The sequence below is a fragment of the Mycoplana sp. MJR14 genome, assembly GCF_029210525.1.
In the GTDB taxonomy this organism is placed as follows: domain Bacteria; phylum Pseudomonadota; class Alphaproteobacteria; order Rhizobiales; family Rhizobiaceae; genus Mycoplana.
Window position 1 is genome coordinate 31,786 of sequence record NZ_JARGEO010000009.1, and the last position, 16,233, is coordinate 48,018.

General features: G+C 67.2%; 14 protein-coding genes. 8 read left to right on the top strand and 6 right to left on the bottom strand.

Annotated elements, in window-relative coordinates:
* Window positions 1-91: 91 nt before the first annotated feature.
* Complete coding sequence (locus tag P0086_RS18975; protein ID WP_275788377.1) at window positions 92-997, bottom strand: LysR family transcriptional regulator; 906 nt, start codon at window positions 995-997, stop codon at window positions 92-94.
* Window positions 998-1,121: 124 nt separating this feature from the next.
* Here P0086_RS18975 and P0086_RS18980 point away from each other — a divergent pair, with 124 nt between their 5' ends.
* The gene (locus P0086_RS18980) at window positions 1,122-2,117 is read left to right on the top strand and encodes an aldo/keto reductase (RefSeq protein ID WP_275788379.1); all 996 of its coding nucleotides are present in this window, start codon (window positions 1,122-1,124) and stop codon (window positions 2,115-2,117) included.
* 236 nt (window positions 2,118-2,353) lie between these two features.
* A complete protein-coding gene (locus P0086_RS18985; protein ID WP_148189367.1) occupies window positions 2,354-2,833 on the top strand; it encodes a DUF2938 domain-containing protein in 480 nt (159 codons plus the stop codon).
* An 18-nt stretch (window positions 2,834-2,851) separates the two neighbouring features.
* Here the strand turns inward: P0086_RS18985 and P0086_RS18990 are convergent, their stop codons facing one another.
* From P0086_RS18990 to P0086_RS19000, 3 genes are all read right to left on the bottom strand, one after another.
* Complete coding sequence (locus P0086_RS18990) at window positions 2,852-3,781, bottom strand: neutral zinc metallopeptidase (protein WP_112616793.1); 930 nt, start codon at window positions 3,779-3,781, stop codon at window positions 2,852-2,854.
* A gap of 183 nt (window positions 3,782-3,964) precedes the next feature.
* Complete coding sequence (locus tag P0086_RS18995; RefSeq protein WP_275788383.1) at window positions 3,965-4,603, bottom strand: NrsF family protein; 639 nt, start codon at window positions 4,601-4,603, stop codon at window positions 3,965-3,967.
* Window positions 4,604-4,605: 2 nt separating this feature from the next.
* Entirely contained in the window at window positions 4,606-5,139 is a 534-nt protein-coding gene (locus P0086_RS19000; RefSeq protein ID WP_148189369.1) for a sigma-70 family RNA polymerase sigma factor, read from the bottom strand.
* 188 nt (window positions 5,140-5,327) lie between these two features.
* Here P0086_RS19000 and P0086_RS19005 point away from each other — a divergent pair, with 188 nt between their 5' ends.
* From P0086_RS19005 to carB, 5 genes are all read left to right on the top strand, one after another.
* Window positions 5,328-5,651, top strand: a complete 324-nt coding sequence (locus tag P0086_RS19005) for a DUF2282 domain-containing protein (protein ID WP_112594347.1) — start codon at window positions 5,328-5,330, stop codon at window positions 5,649-5,651.
* Window positions 5,652-5,684: 33 nt separating this feature from the next.
* A complete protein-coding gene (locus P0086_RS19010) occupies window positions 5,685-6,602 on the top strand; it encodes a DUF692 domain-containing protein (protein ID WP_275788700.1) in 918 nt (305 codons plus the stop codon).
* Window positions 6,589-7,404: a DNA-binding domain-containing protein gene (locus P0086_RS19015; protein WP_275788388.1), complete on the top strand. Its 816-nt coding sequence runs from the start codon at window positions 6,589-6,591 to the stop codon at window positions 7,402-7,404. The genes P0086_RS19010 and P0086_RS19015 overlap by 14 nt, the downstream gene beginning before the upstream one ends.
* A 61-nt stretch (window positions 7,405-7,465) precedes the next feature.
* On the top strand, window positions 7,466-7,912 hold the full coding sequence (locus P0086_RS19020) for a DoxX family protein (protein ID WP_275788702.1): 447 nt from the start codon (window positions 7,466-7,468) through the stop codon (window positions 7,910-7,912).
* Window positions 7,913-8,151: 239 nt separating this feature from the next.
* Complete coding sequence (carB, locus tag P0086_RS19025) at window positions 8,152-11,637, top strand: carbamoyl-phosphate synthase large subunit (protein WP_275788391.1); 3,486 nt, start codon at window positions 8,152-8,154, stop codon at window positions 11,635-11,637.
* 107 nt (window positions 11,638-11,744) lie between these two features.
* On the opposite strand, the gene P0086_RS19030 is transcribed toward carB, so the two are convergent.
* Complete coding sequence (locus P0086_RS19030; protein ID WP_275788393.1) at window positions 11,745-12,932, bottom strand: cellulase family glycosylhydrolase; 1,188 nt, start codon at window positions 12,930-12,932, stop codon at window positions 11,745-11,747.
* Window positions 12,933-13,206: 274 nt separating this feature from the next.
* Between P0086_RS19030 and P0086_RS19035 the strand changes: the two genes are divergently transcribed.
* Window positions 13,207-14,799, top strand: coding sequence for an MFS transporter (locus P0086_RS19035; RefSeq protein ID WP_275788396.1), 1,593 nt, complete (start codon window positions 13,207-13,209; stop codon window positions 14,797-14,799).
* A gap of 81 nt (window positions 14,800-14,880) precedes the next feature.
* Here the strand turns inward: P0086_RS19035 and P0086_RS19040 are convergent, their stop codons facing one another.
* On the bottom strand, window positions 14,881-15,906 hold the full coding sequence (locus P0086_RS19040) for a hypothetical protein (protein WP_275788399.1): 1,026 nt from the start codon (window positions 15,904-15,906) through the stop codon (window positions 14,881-14,883).
* Window positions 15,907-16,233 lie beyond the last annotated feature (327 nt).

Sequence of the window (16,233 nt, forward strand, 5' to 3'; positions counted from 1 at the left end):
CGCTGCACATCCCCCGGCAACCGCGAGGACAAGGGTGAAGGCGCCGAAAGGCGCCCCCGTCCAAAGGGGCCGGCGCCGGGGCGGGGCGGCATCAGCCGGCGCTCTTCCGCTCGTCCTTGATGAAGTCCACGAAGGCGCGCAGCGGACCCGGCATGTGGGTGCGGCTGGCATAGTAGAGGAACGGCCCCGGGAACTCCGTCACCCAGTCGCCGAGGACAGGCAGGAGCGTGCGCGCCGCGATCGCCGGCGCCAACAGTTCCTCGAAGGAGCAGATGATGCCGAGGCCGGCAATCGCGGCTGCGAGTTCCACCTCGATCGAGTTGGCCACCAGCGGGCCGGTCGGCGACAGCATCACCGTCTTGCCGTCGCGCTCGAACTCCCATGGCAGCGCGTGGCCGCTGGCGAAACGGTGGCGGATGCAGCGGTGTTCGAGCAGGTCCTCCGGCCGCACCGGGGTGCCGTGCCGTGCCAGATAGGCGGGGGCGGCGGCCGCGACGTAGCGCTGGCGCCGCGGCCCGATCGGGATCGCGATCATGTCGCGCTCCAGCCGCTCGCCATAACGCACGCCCGCATCGAAGCCGGCGGCGAGCACGTCGATGAAGCTGTCCTCGGCGACGATCTCCAGCGTGATCTTCGGATGGGCTTCGAGGAAGCGGGCGGCGATGTCGGGCAGCATCAGGCGGGCCGCGATGGTCGGCACGTTCAGCCGCAGCGTCCCCGCCGGGCTCGCGCGCGAGCTCTCGACCTGGTCCAGCGCCACGGCGATCTCGCCGAGCGCCGGCGCGAGCCGGTCGAGAAGACGCAGGCCCGCCTCGGTCGGCGTCACGCTGCGGGTGGTGCGGTTGAGCAGCCGCACCCCGAGCCGCTGCTCCAGCCGCCTCAGCGCCGCACTCAGCGACGAGGCCGAGACGCCGCGCCTTCGGGCCGCCCCGCGAAAACTGCGCGCCCGCGCCACCGCGGTGAACGCATCCAGTTCGCCAAGCGGCAGGTCATCCATGCGGCAACCTCTTCATTGTGCAATTTTCCGTACAGGCCGTTCGTCACCGGCCTGATTATCGCACAAGGCGGGATGGATTAGAAAGCCCCCGAACGCCTCGCGGCACACCTCAAGGAGACGCAAGATGAAGATGCACAGATTGGGCGACACTGGCCCCGAAGTTTCCGCCATCGGGCTCGGCTGCATGGGCATGTCCGGCATGTACGGTCCCTCCGACCGGGTCGAGAGCATCGCCACCATCCACGCCGCCCTCGACGCCGGCATCAACCTCCTCGACACCGGCGACTTCTACGGCATGGGCCACAACGAGATGCTGATCGGCGAGGCGCTGCGCGGTCGCCGGCGCGAGGACGCCGTCATCAGCGTCAAGTTCGGCGCCCTGCGCGGGCCCGACGGCGCGTGGGCCGGCTACGACAGCCGCCCCGCGGCCATCCGCAACTTCCTCGCCTACACGCTGACGCGCCTCGGCGTCGACTATATCGACATCTACCGCCCTGCCCGCCTCGACCCGAACGTGCCGATCGAGGAGACGATCGGCGCGATGGCCGACCTCGTCAAGGAAGGCTATATCCGCCACATCGGCCTTTCCGAGGTCGGCGCCGAGACGATCCGAAGAGCCGCCAAGGTCGCGCCGATCTGCGACCTGCAGATCGAGTATTCGCTGATCTCGCGCGGGATCGAGGAGAAGATCCTGCCTACCTGCCGCGAATTCGGCATCGCCATCACCGCCTATGGCGTGCTCTCGCGCGGGCTGATCAGCGGCCACTGGCAGAAGGGGCAGGGAAAGAGCACAGGCGACTTCCGCGCCTATAGTCCCAGGTTCCAGGAAGGCAATATCGAGCGCAATCTCGAACTGGTGGAGGCCCTGCGCGCCGTGTCGGAGGCGAAGGGCGTGACGGTCGCTCAGGTGGCGATCGCCTGGGTGGCCGCGCAGGGCGCCGACATCCTCCCCCTCGTCGGCGCCCGCAGGCGCGACCGGCTGACCGAGGCGCTCGGCGCCCTCGATGTCGCGCTCTCCGCCGAAGACCTCGCCGCGATCGAGGCCGCCGTGCCGAGGGACGCCGCCGCCGGCGGCCGCTATGCCGAAGCGATGCTCGCCCATATGGACAGCGAAAAATAGTCCGCCCTCGCCCGTCCCGCCCCGTCTCTCCGCCGACGCCCGGCGGGGAGAGCTCAGGCCAGCCCGGCGGTCCGGGCGGCCGGGCCGAATGCGCTTCGTGCCGGTTTCCGGCGCAGTCTGCCGCCCGCCTTCTCCGGCCCGTCCGGATGCTGTATCGCTTCCGGCAGCATCGCCGAGGACGATTCGGCGAATTCCGCGCGGAACATGCGGCTACGGGGATCGAGGGGGCGCAGGCAATGACCGAACTTTTCTGGCGCGGCACGCTGATCGGGATCGGCGCGACCGTCACGATGGACCTCTGGGCCATCCTGCTGCACCTCGCCTTCGGGCAGGCGAAGCCGAACTGGGCCCCTGCCGGGCGCTGGTTCCGCCACCTCGCCAACGGCCAGGTGTTCCATGAAGCGATCGCAGCGGCGGAGCCCTATGCCCACGAGAATGCGCTCGGCTGGGCCGGCCACTACGCCGTCGGCATTCTCTATGGCATCGTCTTCGCGCTGATCGTCGGGATCGGCTGGTTCTCAGCCCCGAGCTTCCTGCCCGCCTGGATCTTCAGCATCCTCACCATCGCCGCCGGCTGGTTTTTGATGCAGCCCGGCATGGGCCTCGGCTGGGCGGCATCGAAGACGCCGAACCCCAACAAGGTGCGCCTGCTCGGCCTGCTCGCCCACACCGCCTTCGCACTCGGCCTCTACGCCACCGCCCTCCTCATGCGCTGACGGGCGCACGCCGCCCGTTCACACGTCGTTCGAGAACGTGTCGCAGTCCTGCACCCGGCCGCTGTCGAAGCCGCGCTTGAACCAGCGCATGCGCTGCTCGGAGGTGCCGTGGTTGAAGCTCTCCGGCACGACATAGCCCTGCATCCGCTTCTGGATCGTGTCGTCGCCGATCTGCACCGCCGCGTTCAGCGCCTCCTGGAGGTCGCCGGTCTCCAGCAGACCCTTCTGCTCGGTGTACTTGCCCCAGATGCCGGCGTAGCAGTCCGCCTGCAGCTCGACGCGGATCGACATCTGGTTGGCCTCCGCCTCGCTCATCCGCTCGCGTGCCTGGTTGAACTTCGGCAGCACGCCGGTGAGGTTCTGGACGTGATGGCCGACCTCGTGGGCGACGACATAGGCCTGGGCGAAATCGCCGGCGGCATCGAACTTCTGCGCCAGTTCGTCGAAGAAGCCCATGTCGAGATAGACCTTGTGGTCACCCGGGCAATAGAATGGACCGGACGCGGCCGACGCGAAGCCGCAGGCCGACTGGATCGAATTGGAGAAGAGCACCAGCTTCGGCTCCTCGTACTGCACGCCGTTCGCCTGGAAGATGCCGTTCCAGACGTCCTCCGTCTCGGCGAGCACCGTCGCCATGAACTGCTTGGTCTCCTCCTGCTCCGGCGAATTGGCGCGCGTGGCGCTCTCGGTCTGCTCGAAGCCCGGCAGGTTCATCTGGCCGCCGCCGCCCTGGCCGAGCACCTGCAGCAGGTCGATGCCCATCATCTTCAGCAAGAAATAGATCACGACGAGGAAGATGATGGTGCCGAGGCTCAGGCCGCCGCCGGCCCGGCGCGGCCCGCCGCCCATCGGAATGCGGAAGCCGCCGCCGCGGCCGAAGCCGCCCGGCCCGCCCGCACCGCGCTGATCCTCGATATTGCTGGACTGCCGGCGGCCCTTCCATTCCATGATCGTACCCTCGGTTGCGCGGACAAAACCGCTGAGCGGCGGTTTCGTTCCTGACATTCAGTTATAGGGCGGAGAGCCGGCGTTGCAAACCGATCGCACGCCAAGTTTTGCGCGGCCCGGCCACGGTCGGCGGCCCGGCCGTCTGTTGCCCGCCCTGTCCGCGATGTCAGCCGCCGCGGCCGTTCACCACCGCAGGGAGAACCGTCCCGCCAGCGCGCCGAGGCCGGTCAGGATGGCGATCGCCAGCGGATACCAGACGGCGACGAACAGGGGCGAATCGTCCGGGCAATGGGCGGCATAGAAGGTGGCGGCGATGCCGCCCGCCAGAAGCCCCGACACCGCGCCGGCCGCCGTCGCGTGGGCCGGTGCGCCGTGCCGCATGGCCAGCAGCAGCGCGCCCAGCGGCAGGAGCCCGATCAGGGGGACGAAGGTCAGGCACACCATGCTGTTGGTCCCGACCAGCCGGACGAGCCAGCTCGCCTGCGGCACTGCGGCGAGCTCCAGAAGGACGGACAGGAGGAGGAGCACCGGCGCCACCAGCATTGAGGGAAGCGCTGCGCGCCAGTTGCCGCCCGGCCGCGAGAGGGCGATGGCGAGCCTCAAGGCGGCCACCGCCAGCGCGATCGTGAACAGGAACTTGAAGACGAAGCGCACGGTGGAAAGGGCCGCACCGGCGTCCGGACGCGGCCCGAGCAGCACGAAGAACACGCAGGCGGCCAAGAGCACCGCAGCAACGAGCGCCATCACCCAGGCCTGCCCCAGCGGCGCCCCCGAGCGTCGCGTATCCGCGGCAAGCGCCTTGATCAGTTCGTTCGTCTCCATGCTCATGTCCTTCCGAAGCGCCGGGCGATCGCCGAAAGCCCGCGGTGCAGCGCGACCCGCACGGCCGTCTCGTTCATCCCCAGGTCCCGCGCCGTCTCCTGGATCGAACTGCCCTCGATCGACACCGCCGTCACCACCGAGCGCTGCCCGGGCGTCAGCACCTGCAGCGCCCGGTCGATCTCCCAGCCCTGCAGCACTTCCGGCTCCGCCGCCTCGACCGCTTCCAGGGCCGGGCTGTCGGCGAGCGGCAGGCGGCCGTGGCGGCGGAAGGCGTCGATCAGCTTGTGGTTGGCGATGGCGAAGATCCAGGGCCTGACCGGCTCCGTGCTGCGCCAGGTATGCCGTTTCAGGTGGATGGCGAGCAGGGTTTCCTGCACGACGTCTTCCACGTCCAGGCTGCCATGCGTCACCTTCCGCCTGAGCCACGTCCGCACCAGCTTCGCCACCGCCTCGAGGAATGCGAAGTAGGCCCGCTCGTCGCCCTCGATCGCTGAAACGAGCAGTTGCTCGAGACTGCGCTCCTCCGCCTTGTCCAAGCTGCTTCTCCTGTCTGTTCGGCCGGCAGGTTCCATTCGTTACAGGGGGCGCACGGTATTTCGCTTTGCCGCCGCCGACAATCACGAAGTCGTGTTCGCCGCAAGTGTAACGCAAGGCCGCCTCCGACGAAAAAGCCGATGTGCGCCGGGTGGCGCATCGAGAGGCAAAACGTTCTGGAGAATGGAACATGACCACACGTTCAGCAGTAAGCACCGCGGTTCTGGCAGGCGCCGTCGCATCGGCCCTTTCGTCGCTGGCCTTCGCGAGCCCCCTGTCGGAAGCCGACGTCAAGGCTGCGATGGATGCCGGCAAGGAGAAGTGCTTCGGCGTCGCGCTGAAGGGGCAGAACGACTGCGCCGCCGGCCCGGGCACCACCTGCCAGGGCACCTCGACCGTCGACTACCAGGGTAACGCCTGGAAGTTCGTCGACGGCGGCACCTGCGCGACCATGCAGCTGCCCGATGGCCGCAAAGGTTCGATGGAGCCCCTCGACCGCGACATTCCGGCCTGATCGAAAGGCGCGTGGAAAGCGGAGGGAACGATGATGGAACCGAACGGCATTGCGACCGGGCATCGCGCCCTTCGCTTTCCCCGCCACCGGCTCGACGGCATGGCGGGAACGAGCTTCAAGCACGAGCATCTTTCGGCGATCCTTCAGCAGGATCACCGAAAGGGCTTCTTCGAGGTCCATGCGGAAAACTACATGGGCGACGGCGGCCCGCCGCATCGCGCCCTGTCGCGCATCCGCCAGGACTACCCCGTCTCCATCCATGGCGTCTGCATGTCGATCGGCGGTCCGCAACCGCTCGACGAGTTGCACCTTTCCCGCTTCAAGGCGCTGATCGAGCGCTACGAGCCCGCGCTCGTCTCCGAGCACCTGGCCTGGTCGACGCACGAGACCACCTATTTCAACGACCTTCTGCCCTTGCCCTATACCGCCGGCACGCTGCAGCACGTGGCCGACCATATCGACCAGGTGCAGGAGACGATCGGCCGGCAGATCCTTTTGGAAAACCCGTCCAGCTACCTGACCTTCACCGAATCGACGATGACCGAGACCGCGTTCATCCGTGAACTCGCGCGGCGCACCGGCTGCGGTCTCTTGCTCGACGTCAACAACGTCTTCGTCTCCGCCACCAATCTTTCGACCTCGGCCCTCGCCTATCTCGCCGACTACCCGCTCGATGTCGTCCAGGAGATCCACCTCGCCGGGCACGCGGTCCAGAGCGACGAGAACGGCGCGCCTCTCTTGATCGACAGCCACGACGGCCCGGTCTGCGATGCGGTCTGGGCGCTCTACGAGACGGTTCTGGGCAGGACCGGCCCGATCGCCACGCTCGTCGAGTGGGACAGCGCGATCCCGGACTGGCCGACGCTGACGCGAGAGGCCGAAGCCGCACAGGCGATCCTGGACCGCTGCACGGTCACGAACGACGGGAGGGTGCGCCGTGCGGCCGTCTGACCCGGCGATCGCCGTGGAATGCGAGGCGGCAGCCTACGCCGCCCATTTCGCCCGGCGGCTGCTCGACCCCGCGAGACCGGCCCCGCCGGGCGTCGCCGCCCCCGGCGGCGGGGCGGCGGAGCGGCGGTTCGGCATCTATCGCAACAACGTCACCGTCAGCCTGATCGAGGCGCTGGCCGCCGTCTTTCCGGCGACCCTGCGGATCACCGGGCCGGACTTCTTCCGGGCCATGGCCCGCTTCCATGTCCGCGCGACGCCGCCGACCTCGCCGCTGCTCTTCGAGTACGGCCGCGACTTCCCGGCCTTCATCGAGACGTATCGGCACGCCCGCCCCATGCCCTGGCTTGCCGATGTCGCCCGCATCGAGCGGGCCTGGCTCGACGCCTATCACGCGGCCGACGAAGCCGTTCTGGCGCGCGAAACGTTGGCCGCCGTGCCGCCGGACGCATTGGCTGCGACCCGGTTCATCGCCCATCCCGCGACCCGGCTGCTCGCTTCCGACTACCCGGCGTTCAGCATCTTTTCCGCCAACCGGCAGGAGACACCCGTCGGGCGGATCACGGCCACGGAGCCGGAATGGACGCTTCTGACCCGCCCACACCTCGAGGTGGAGGTCCGCAAGATCGCGCCTGACGCTGCGATGATGATCGCAGCCCTGATGCACGGCGTTCCGCTCGGGTCGGCCGCCGGCGACACGCTGGCAGCCTTTCCCGATTTCGACCTTTCGGCCGCGATCGCCGGCTTCATCGAGGCCGGCGCCTTCCGCGGCATTTCAAAGAACGGAGCAGACGATGAAACATGAACCGACGCCACGGCAATTCTCACCGACGGGTCTCTCGGCAACCATCGGGCAGGCTTATGCGATGATCGCCGCTCTCGCCCCACCATCACTCACGCAGTTCGCCCTCCGCTTCGCGCTGGCGGTGCCGTTCTGGCGGTCGGGCATCAACAAGTGGGATGGCTTCCTGCACTTGAACGACGTGGCGATCCTGCTCTTTACGTCGGAGTTCCGGCTGCACCTGCCGGGCGGCCCCTACCCCTATCCGTTTCCCTCCGCCGTCGCCTTCGCCTCCGGCACGGCGGAAATCGTCCTGCCGGTCCTGCTCGTGATCGGTCTTGCCTCCCGCGCCGCGGCCCTTTCGCTGCTGGCCATGACGCTTGTCATCCAGCTGACCGTGCCGGAAGGATGGCCCGTCCATGTGACCTGGGCCGCGATGGCGCTCGCGATCATGGCGTGGGGACCCGGGCGATGGTCGCTCGACCATCTCACCGGCCTCGACCGTCTCGCCTGTGGGCCGCATCCGCGCTGATGTCGTGCCCGGAAAGCGGCCGGCGCCAGGCTGCGGCGGCACGAGGGGTGCGGCGGCGCGATGCCGGCGCACCATTGGCCCCAGGATTTCTGTTTGATCAGCCATTTTCGGGGTTTCGCTTGGCCCGGCATTTGCCTATAAGCCGCTTCTAGCCTTTAAAGACGATGCCTCTAGCGCCCCGGCCGGTGAACTTCCCACCCTGGCCGGTTTTTCGCGCAGGCAAAAGAACGGATAGAGCCATGCCCAAGCGCCAAGACATCAAATCGATCCTCATCATCGGCGCGGGGCCGATCGTCATCGGGCAGGCCTGCGAATTCGACTATTCCGGCACCCAGGCCTGCAAGGCGCTGAAGGAGGAAGGCTACCGGGTGATCCTGGTCAACTCCAACCCGGCGACGATCATGACCGATCCGGGCCTGGCGGACGCCACCTACATCGAGCCGATCACGCCCGAGGTCGTCGCCAAGATCATCGCCAAGGAACGTCCGGACGCGCTTTTGCCGACCATGGGCGGCCAGACGGCGCTGAACACCGCGCTCTCCCTGAAGCGCATGGGCGTGCTGGAGCGCTACAACGTCGAGATGATCGGCGCCAAGCCGGAGGCGATCGACAAGGCCGAGGACCGCGCGCTGTTCCGCGAGGCGATGGCCAAGATCGGGCTGGAGACGCCGCGCTCGCTGCTCGCCAACGCCACCGAGATCAAGGACGCCGACCGCAAGAAGCACGAGGCCGAGCGCACCAAGCTCAAGTCCGAGCTTTCCGGCGACGCGCTCGACAAGGCGCTGGACGCGCTGGAAAACCAGTGGAACCTCGGCGAGACCGACCGCAAGCAGCGCTACATGAGCCATGCCATGGCGATCGCCGCCACGGCACTCGACGAGATCGGCCTGCCGGCCATCATCCGCCCCTCCTTCACCCTCGGCGGCACCGGCGGCGGCATCGCCTACAACCGCTCGGAATTCTTCGACATCGTCTCCGGCGGCCTCGACGCCTCGCCGACGACCGAAGTGCTGATCGAGGAATCGGTCCTCGGCTGGAAGGAATACGAGATGGAGGTCGTCCGCGACACGGCGGACAACTGCATCATCATCTGCTCGATCGAGAACATCGACCCGATGGGCGTCCACACCGGCGATTCGATCACTGTCGCCCCGGCGCTGACGCTGACGGACAAGGAATACCAGATCATGCGCAACGCCTCGATCGCGGTGCTGCGCGAGATCGGGGTCGAGACCGGCGGCTCCAACGTCCAGTTCGCCGTCAATCCGAAGAACGGCCGCCTCGTCGTCATCGAGATGAACCCGCGCGTCTCGCGCTCGTCCGCGCTCGCCTCCAAGGCCACCGGCTTCCCGATCGCCAAGATCGCCGCCAAGCTCGCGATCGGCTATACGCTGGACGAGCTGGAGAACGACATCACCGGCGGCGCGACGCCGGCCTCCTTCGAGCCGTCGATCGACTACGTCGTGACGAAGATCCCGCGGTTCGCCTTCGAGAAATTCCCCGGCGCCGAGCCGACGCTGACGACGGCGATGAAGTCGGTCGGCGAGGTCATGGCGATCGGCCGCACCTTCGCCGAATCGCTGCAGAAGGCGCTGCGCGGCCTGGAGACCGGGCTCACCGGTCTCGACGAGATCGAGATCCCCGGCTACGAGAACGGCGACGGCAGGAACGCGGTGCGTGCGGCGATCTCGACGCCGACGCCGGACCGGCTGCGCATGGTCGCCCAGGCGCTGCGCATGGGCTTCACGCCGGAAGAGGTGCACGAGGGCTCCAGGATCGATCCCTGGTTCATCGCCCAGTTCAAGGCGATCGTCGACATGGAGGCCCGCATCCGCGAGCACGGCCTGCCCGCGGACGCCCAGAACCTGCGCATGCTGAAGGCGATGGGCTTCTCCGACGCAAGGCTTGCCACGCTCTCCGGCAAGCGGCCGAAGGAAGTCGCCGAGCTGCGCAACAGCCTCGACGTCCGCCCCGTCTTCAAGCGGATCGACACCTGCGCTGCCGAATTCGCCTCGCCGACCGCCTACATGTACTCGACCTACGAGCAGCCGTTTGCCGGCCAGACCCGCTCGGAGGCCGGCATCTCCGACAGGAAGAAGGTCGTCATCCTCGGCGGCGGCCCGAACCGCATCGGCCAGGGCATCGAGTTCGACTACTGCTGCTGCCATGCCGCGTTCGCGCTGAAGGACGCCGGCTACGAGGCGATCATGGTCAACTGCAACCCGGAGACCGTCTCCACCGACTACGACACCTCCGACCGCCTCTACTTCGAGCCGCTGACGGCCGAGGACGTGATCGAGATCCTGAAGGCCGAGCAGACCAACGGCACCCTCGTCGGCGTCATCGTCCAGTTCGGCGGCCAAACGCCGCTGAAGCTCGCCGAAGCGCTCGAGAAGAACGGCATCCCGATCCTCGGCACCGCGCCCGACGCGATCGACCTGGCCGAGGACCGCGACCGCTTCCAGAAGCTCCTGCAGAAGCTCGATCTCACCCAGCCGAACAACGGCATCGCCTATTCCGTCGAGCAGGCCCGCCTCGTCGCGGCCGAGATCGGCTTCCCGCTGGTCGTGCGCCCGTCCTACGTGCTCGGCGGCCGCGCCATGCAGATCATCCATTCCGAATCGATGCTGCAGACCTACCTGCTCGACACCGTTCCGGGCCTCGTGCCGGAAGACATCAAGCAGCGCTACCCGAACGACAAGACCGGCCAGATCAACACCCTGCTCGGCAAGAATCCGCTGCTGTTCGACAGCTATCTGACCAATGCCGTCGAAGTCGACGTCGATGCGCTCTGCGACGGCGAAAGCGTCTTCGTCTCCGGCATCATGGAACACATCGAGGAAGCCGGCATCCATTCGGGCGACAGCGCCTGCTCGCTGCCGGTGCGCACGCTGTCGCCTGAGATCGTCGACGAGCTGGAGCGCCAGACCAGGGCGCTGGCGAAGGCGCTGAACGTCGGCGGCCTGATGAACGTCCAGTACGCCATCAAGGACGGCACGATCTACGTGCTGGAGGTCAACCCGCGCGCCTCGCGCACCGTCCCCTTCGTCGCCAAGACGATCGGCGCGCCGATCGCCAAGATCGCCGCCCGCGTCATGGCCGGCGAGAAGCTGGACGCAGCGATTTCGGCCTACGGCGCAAAGCCCGATCCGCGCAACCTGAAGCACATCGCCGTCAAGGAAGCCGTCTTCCCGTTTGCCCGCTTCCCCGGCGTCGACACGCTGCTCGGCCCGGAGATGCGCTCGACCGGCGAGGTCATGGGGCTCGACCGCAATTTCGCGGTCGCCTTCGCCAAGTCGCAGCTCGGCGCCAATGTCGACCTGCCGCGTGACGGCACCGTCTTCGTCTCGGTGCGCGACGAGGACAAGGACCGCGTGCTGCCGGCCGTCCGCACCCTGGTCGGGATCGGCTTCAAGGTCATGGCCACCTCCGGCACCGCCCGCTTCCTCGGCGAGAACGGCATCGAGGCGACCAAGATCAACAAGGTGCAGGAAGGCCGCCCGCACATCGAGGACGCCATCCGCAACCGTCAGGTCCAGCTCGTCATCAACACCACCGACGGCACCAAGGCGATCTCGGATTCAAAGTCGCTCCGCCGCGCCGCCCTGATGCAGAAGGTGCCCTACTACACGACGATGGCCGGTGCTGCGGCAGCCGCCGAGGCGATCAAGGCGCTGAAGGAAGGCCAGCTCGAGGTCTACCCGCTGCAGAGCTATTTCGCGTAAGGCTCGGGAGCGGGCGCTCCGGCGCCCAGCTCCTGACGCGAATGTGGATCAATTCTTGAGAGTGCCCCGCTCGCGACGCGACGGTTGCGGGCAGCACTTGTCTCGACCTACCGCCGCAGGTGCGCCCGCAGCAGATCCATGAGTTCGCCGTCGCGCGGCAGCTTGTCGGCCTTTCCCTGTTCGGTCAGCCAGTAGAACCGGCCGGGGGCGAGCTTGGCTGGCAGCTCGTAGTCCATGCCGTCCCATTTGTCCTCGCGGAAGGCGTAGAACGCCCAGTGGCCGCCGCGCGCCTCGACGGCATCCATCACGTCGGTCAGGTAGGTGCCGCAGTCGGCCCAGCGCCGCATGCAGCCGAATTCCGCGGCGACGACCCGGGTCGCTGGAAGGCCCTGCGCCTTGGCCCAGTCGAAGGCGGTGTCGACATGAGCCCGCACCGCCGCGCGGTCCCAGGCCTGGTCGTGTCCCGCATATTCGGTGGTCACGCCGGGATAGCGCAGCGGCTTCTCCCGCTTCATGTTCGGCGAACTGGTCGCGGCATAGGGCTCATACATGTGAAAGGCGTAGAGGACCTTGTCGTCGGCAAGCGGCCTCGGCCAGGCGGCCAGCGAGCGGGGATTGGCGAACCAGCCGCCATCGACCATCACGGGGGTCACGGGATCGACGGTCCTGATCTGCGCAATCACCCTTGAATAGAACGCCTCCAGGTCGCGCGGTCCGCCCGCATGCGCCGCCTGCCAGTCGCGGAGCTGCGCCTCGGTGCCGTTTTCGACGCCGCCGGCGTTCTTCTCGGGCGCGGGCTCGTTCAGGATGTTGTAGCCCGCAACCGCCGGATGATCCTTCAGTGCGGCGGCCAGGTCGGTCCAGAAGCGCACCGCCTGGTCCTGATAGGCGGCATCCGACCAGAGACGGTCGTCATATTTGTTGCCGTTCTGCTGCGACCAGCGCCCGCCCGGCAGGCTCAGCGGCGTGACCACCACCTTGAGACCGGCGGCGTCCGCGGCATCCAGCACCTTGCGCAGGGTGGCGAGATCCTCCGGCACGAGGCCGGTATAGCGATCGGCGTCGCCGATGAGAAAATCGCGGCCCTTGCCCTGCCATTTGCTGAAGGAGAGCCGCACCCATGTCGCGCCGGTCGAGGAGAGGGCCCGGAAGTAGGCCTCGTCCTGCGGGGCGGCGTTGAAACCGTTGGCGCCCTTTTCAGGCGTATCCCAGAAGGTCATCAGGTCGGCGGCGTTAGCCGGTTGCGACAGGGCGGCGACAAGTGCCGCCGTGCGAAGAAAGGAAATGAAGGACACGCTTGCGGCTCATGTTCGGGTTGCATGACGCTCCTACGCTGCGAAAGCGGCATCGGCAAGCCGGGACACAGGCGCGGCCGTGCCGTTCTCCTGCCGCCGCCGGCTTCTGCAACCTCAGGGAGGGAAACCTTGAATTCTGCGACCGGGTTCTGCTAAGGCGAAAGATCCGCAATTCGGTTGGGGACCGACGTTACGGATGCCGGTTTCGGCGCGCGGCCGGTTGCAGTTTCCCGGCAGTGCCTTACATCGCCTGTCGCAGACCGGGAGAACCATCATGAAAGCGCCATCGCAAGACACCGGCCTCGCCGGCCGCCGGGAATGGATCGGCCTCTGCGTGCTGTCGATCGCCTGCCTGATCTACTCGATGGACCTGTCCATCCTGTTTCTCGCCACCCCCGCCATCGTCGCCGATCTCGACCCGTCGGCATCGGAACTCTTGTGGATCAATGACATCTACGGCTTCATGGTCGCAGGCTTCCTCGTCACCATGGGCACGCTCGGCGACCGGATCGGCCGCCGGCGGGTGCTCCTGATCGGCGCCTTCGCCTTCGGCGTGGCCTCGGCGCTCGCCGCCTTCTCCGCCACGGCGGAGCAACTGATCGCAGCGCGCGCGCTGCTCGGCATCGCGGGCGCCACCATCGCGCCGTCGACGCTGTCCCTGATCGTCAACCTGTTCAAGAACGAGGCCGAGCGCAACCGCGCCATCGGCGTCTGGGGAACGGCCTTCTCGGTCGGCGGCCTCATCGGGCCGCTGCTCGGCGGCTTCCTGCTGCAGTATTTCCACTGGGGCGCGGTGTTCCTGATCAACATCCCCGCCATGCTCGTCCTGCTCGTGGTCGCGCCGATCCTGCTGCCGGAATACAAGAGCCCGGACGGCACCCGGCTCGACCTTGCGAGCGTGCTTTTGTCGCTCGCGACCGTCCTGCCGGTCATCTACGGCCTGAAGCACATGGCCGCGGACGGTTTCCAGTTGAAGCACCTGCTGCCGATCGCAGCCGGGCTTGCGGTCGGGTGGCTGTTCATCCGCCGCCAGGAGACCCTGTCCCATCCGCTGATCGACCTGAAGCTGTTCAGGATACCGGCCTTCACCGCCTCGCTGCTGGTCAATCTCGCCGGCATGTTCTTCGTCTTCGGCGTCTTCCTCTACCAGAACCTGTTTCTCCAGTTCGTGCTCGGGCTTTCGCCGCTCGCCGCCGCCCTCTGGTCGGTGCCGTCGTCGCTGGTCTTCACGGTCATGTCGCTCCAGGCCTACCGCTTCACCAACCGCTTCGGCCCGGTCCGGACGGTCCTTCTGGGGCTGGTGGTCAATGCGGTGGGAACGCTGGCCATGGCGATCGCCGCCTACTACGAGAACATCTACGGCGTGCTCGGCGCCAACATGATCATCGCGCTCGGCTTCGTGCCGGTGGTGCTGACGACGACCGGCCTGATCGTCGGCACCGCGCCGCCGGAACGCTCCGGCTCGGCCTCGGCGATCTCCGAGACCAGCGCCGAATTCGGCGGCGCGCTCGGCGTCGCCCTGCTCGGCAGCCTCGGCACGCTGATCTACCGCTGGCTGATGGCCGGCGCCAATGTCGCAGGCCTCGACCCCGCCCAGGCCGCCGCGGTCAGGACGACGATCGGCGGCGCCATCGAGACCGCCACGGCCCTCGGTGCGACGACGCTGGCGGACAAGGCCATGGCCGAGACTGCGCTGGGCGCAGCCGCGGCCCCCGCCTGGCTGGAGGCCGCCCGCCAGTCCTTCTCCACCGGCTTCGCCGTCTGCTGCCTTCTCGCCGCCGTCACCCTCCTCGCGCTCGCCGCGGTCGCCCGCGAAATCTACGCCCGCGCCCATCTCGACGAGAAGGCGCTCGCCCCCGGGCATTGAGGGGGATCAGCGAGCAGATGCGCCGTGACTCCGTTTCGGCCCCCCAGGCGGGCAGCACGACCAGGGAGCCCGCGAAACGCCTCATTCAAGGAGCGGGGTGAAGCCCAAGTTGGAAGGGGCCATCAGCTCGGCGGGCGGGAACAGCTCCTCGAGCTCGACCGCACGGCGGACAAGGCTGACGACGGTGAGATCTGCTCTGCCGACCCATGACGTACGGTATTCCCGCAAGGGGATGCCATCGGCCGTCAGGCACTGCTCTTTCCCCGCGTCGGCCATGTTGGGCGTCATGTCGAACCACCTGCACGGTTCCCCCAGATATTCGTCGCCCCGCTCCAGGTCGACCTGGCCGGTTGCAATGTCGAAAGAGTTCCAGAAACGGCCGGGCTTTCGCGGCGAACGGGAGGCACGAAACCAATGGGAATCTCCCGAAAAGACGACGAAGATGCCCTGGTCGTCGAGTTCGTTCCAGACCCTGAACCGGACGGTTCCGTCTTCATCCCGCTGCTCCTCAGCCCGCCAGGGGTAGTGCCTCAACATTCTGAATGCCGCGTTCCCGCTCACCATTCTGACTTCGAAATCGGCAGCCGTTGCAGGTTTCTCGGGATACGCCCGCAGCGGCGTCAACCAGAAGTCGGGCCGAAAGAGCCTCGCAGGAGGCCGCACTTCTGCCTCCGCGACCGGTCCGCGCGTCAGCTTCACCAGTTGCGTCTCCGACATCGGTCGATTGTCGGCGGACAACAACGTCTTTGTCGCGATCTCTATCCCGTCAGCCGATTGGCAGCTGAACCAGAACGGCCCATATTGCCCGTTTCCGGGCCCGCGACGAAAGAGCTGCCACCACTTGCAGTGCTCTCCAGCATAGTTTCCGTCGTCAGCGCCTTCCCTTGCCGAACCGATGCCCTCGTAGTCGCGCGAAGGTACCGCCCTTTTCACCATCACGCTGGAGAAGTCGTCCCCATCCGCTTTCGTTGCGCTCAGCCACGCATTGGCGTGAAAATTCCCGTAGCCGATATGAATGATGCCGTCTCGAACCTCCTCGACGCGCGCCCATCCCGTGTGATGCGCAACGGTGCGGGAATACGTCCTTGACCCGTCCTGTCCTGTCATGGTGGCAGAGTAGTCCGGAGCGCTTCTCGTGGAGGAAAATGGCACCTCGGATGCCGATGCTGCGTTCACAACGACAAGGAGCCCAAGTAGCGCAAGACTGTATTTCAACAATGCCTCCAGCCGCTCGCAAACTGGCCATCAGGGCTGCCGCGATATCAGGGCCATCTTGACGTTCAACGCACAACCTGAAAGGGCATCGGCAAAAAATGGTTGACGCAAGGTTATCATCTGGCGACAGGGGCCGGCCTGATTTCGCCCGGACGCGGACTTGACCATCCCGTCCAGCTCCCGGACGACGGCAGCCCAATCCGCACACCGCCCCCGATC

Coding starts and splice junctions, on each gene's coding strand:
- carB (WP_275788391.1), top strand. CDS start 8,152: ATGCCCAAGCGCCAAGACATCAAATCGATCCTCATCATCGGCGCGGGG.
- P0086_RS19020 (WP_275788702.1), top strand. CDS start 7,466: ATGATCGCCGCTCTCGCCCCACCATCACTCACGCAGTTCGCCCTCCGC.
- P0086_RS18975 (WP_275788377.1), bottom strand. CDS start 997: ATGGATGACCTGCCGCTTGGCGAACTGGATGCGTTCACCGCGGTGGCG.
- P0086_RS18990 (WP_112616793.1), bottom strand. CDS start 3,781: ATGGAATGGAAGGGCCGCCGGCAGTCCAGCAATATCGAGGATCAGCGC.
- P0086_RS18980 (WP_275788379.1), top strand. CDS start 1,122: ATGAAGATGCACAGATTGGGCGACACTGGCCCCGAAGTTTCCGCCATC.
- P0086_RS19005 (WP_112594347.1), top strand. CDS start 5,328: ATGACCACACGTTCAGCAGTAAGCACCGCGGTTCTGGCAGGCGCCGTC.
- P0086_RS19010 (WP_275788700.1), top strand. CDS start 5,685: ATGGAACCGAACGGCATTGCGACCGGGCATCGCGCCCTTCGCTTTCCC.
- P0086_RS18995 (WP_275788383.1), bottom strand. CDS start 4,603: ATGGAGACGAACGAACTGATCAAGGCGCTTGCCGCGGATACGCGACGC.
- P0086_RS19035 (WP_275788396.1), top strand. CDS start 13,207: ATGAAAGCGCCATCGCAAGACACCGGCCTCGCCGGCCGCCGGGAATGG.
- P0086_RS19040 (WP_275788399.1), bottom strand. CDS start 15,906: ATGACAGGACAGGACGGGTCAAGGACGTATTCCCGCACCGTTGCGCAT.
- P0086_RS18985 (WP_148189367.1), top strand. CDS start 2,354: ATGACCGAACTTTTCTGGCGCGGCACGCTGATCGGGATCGGCGCGACC.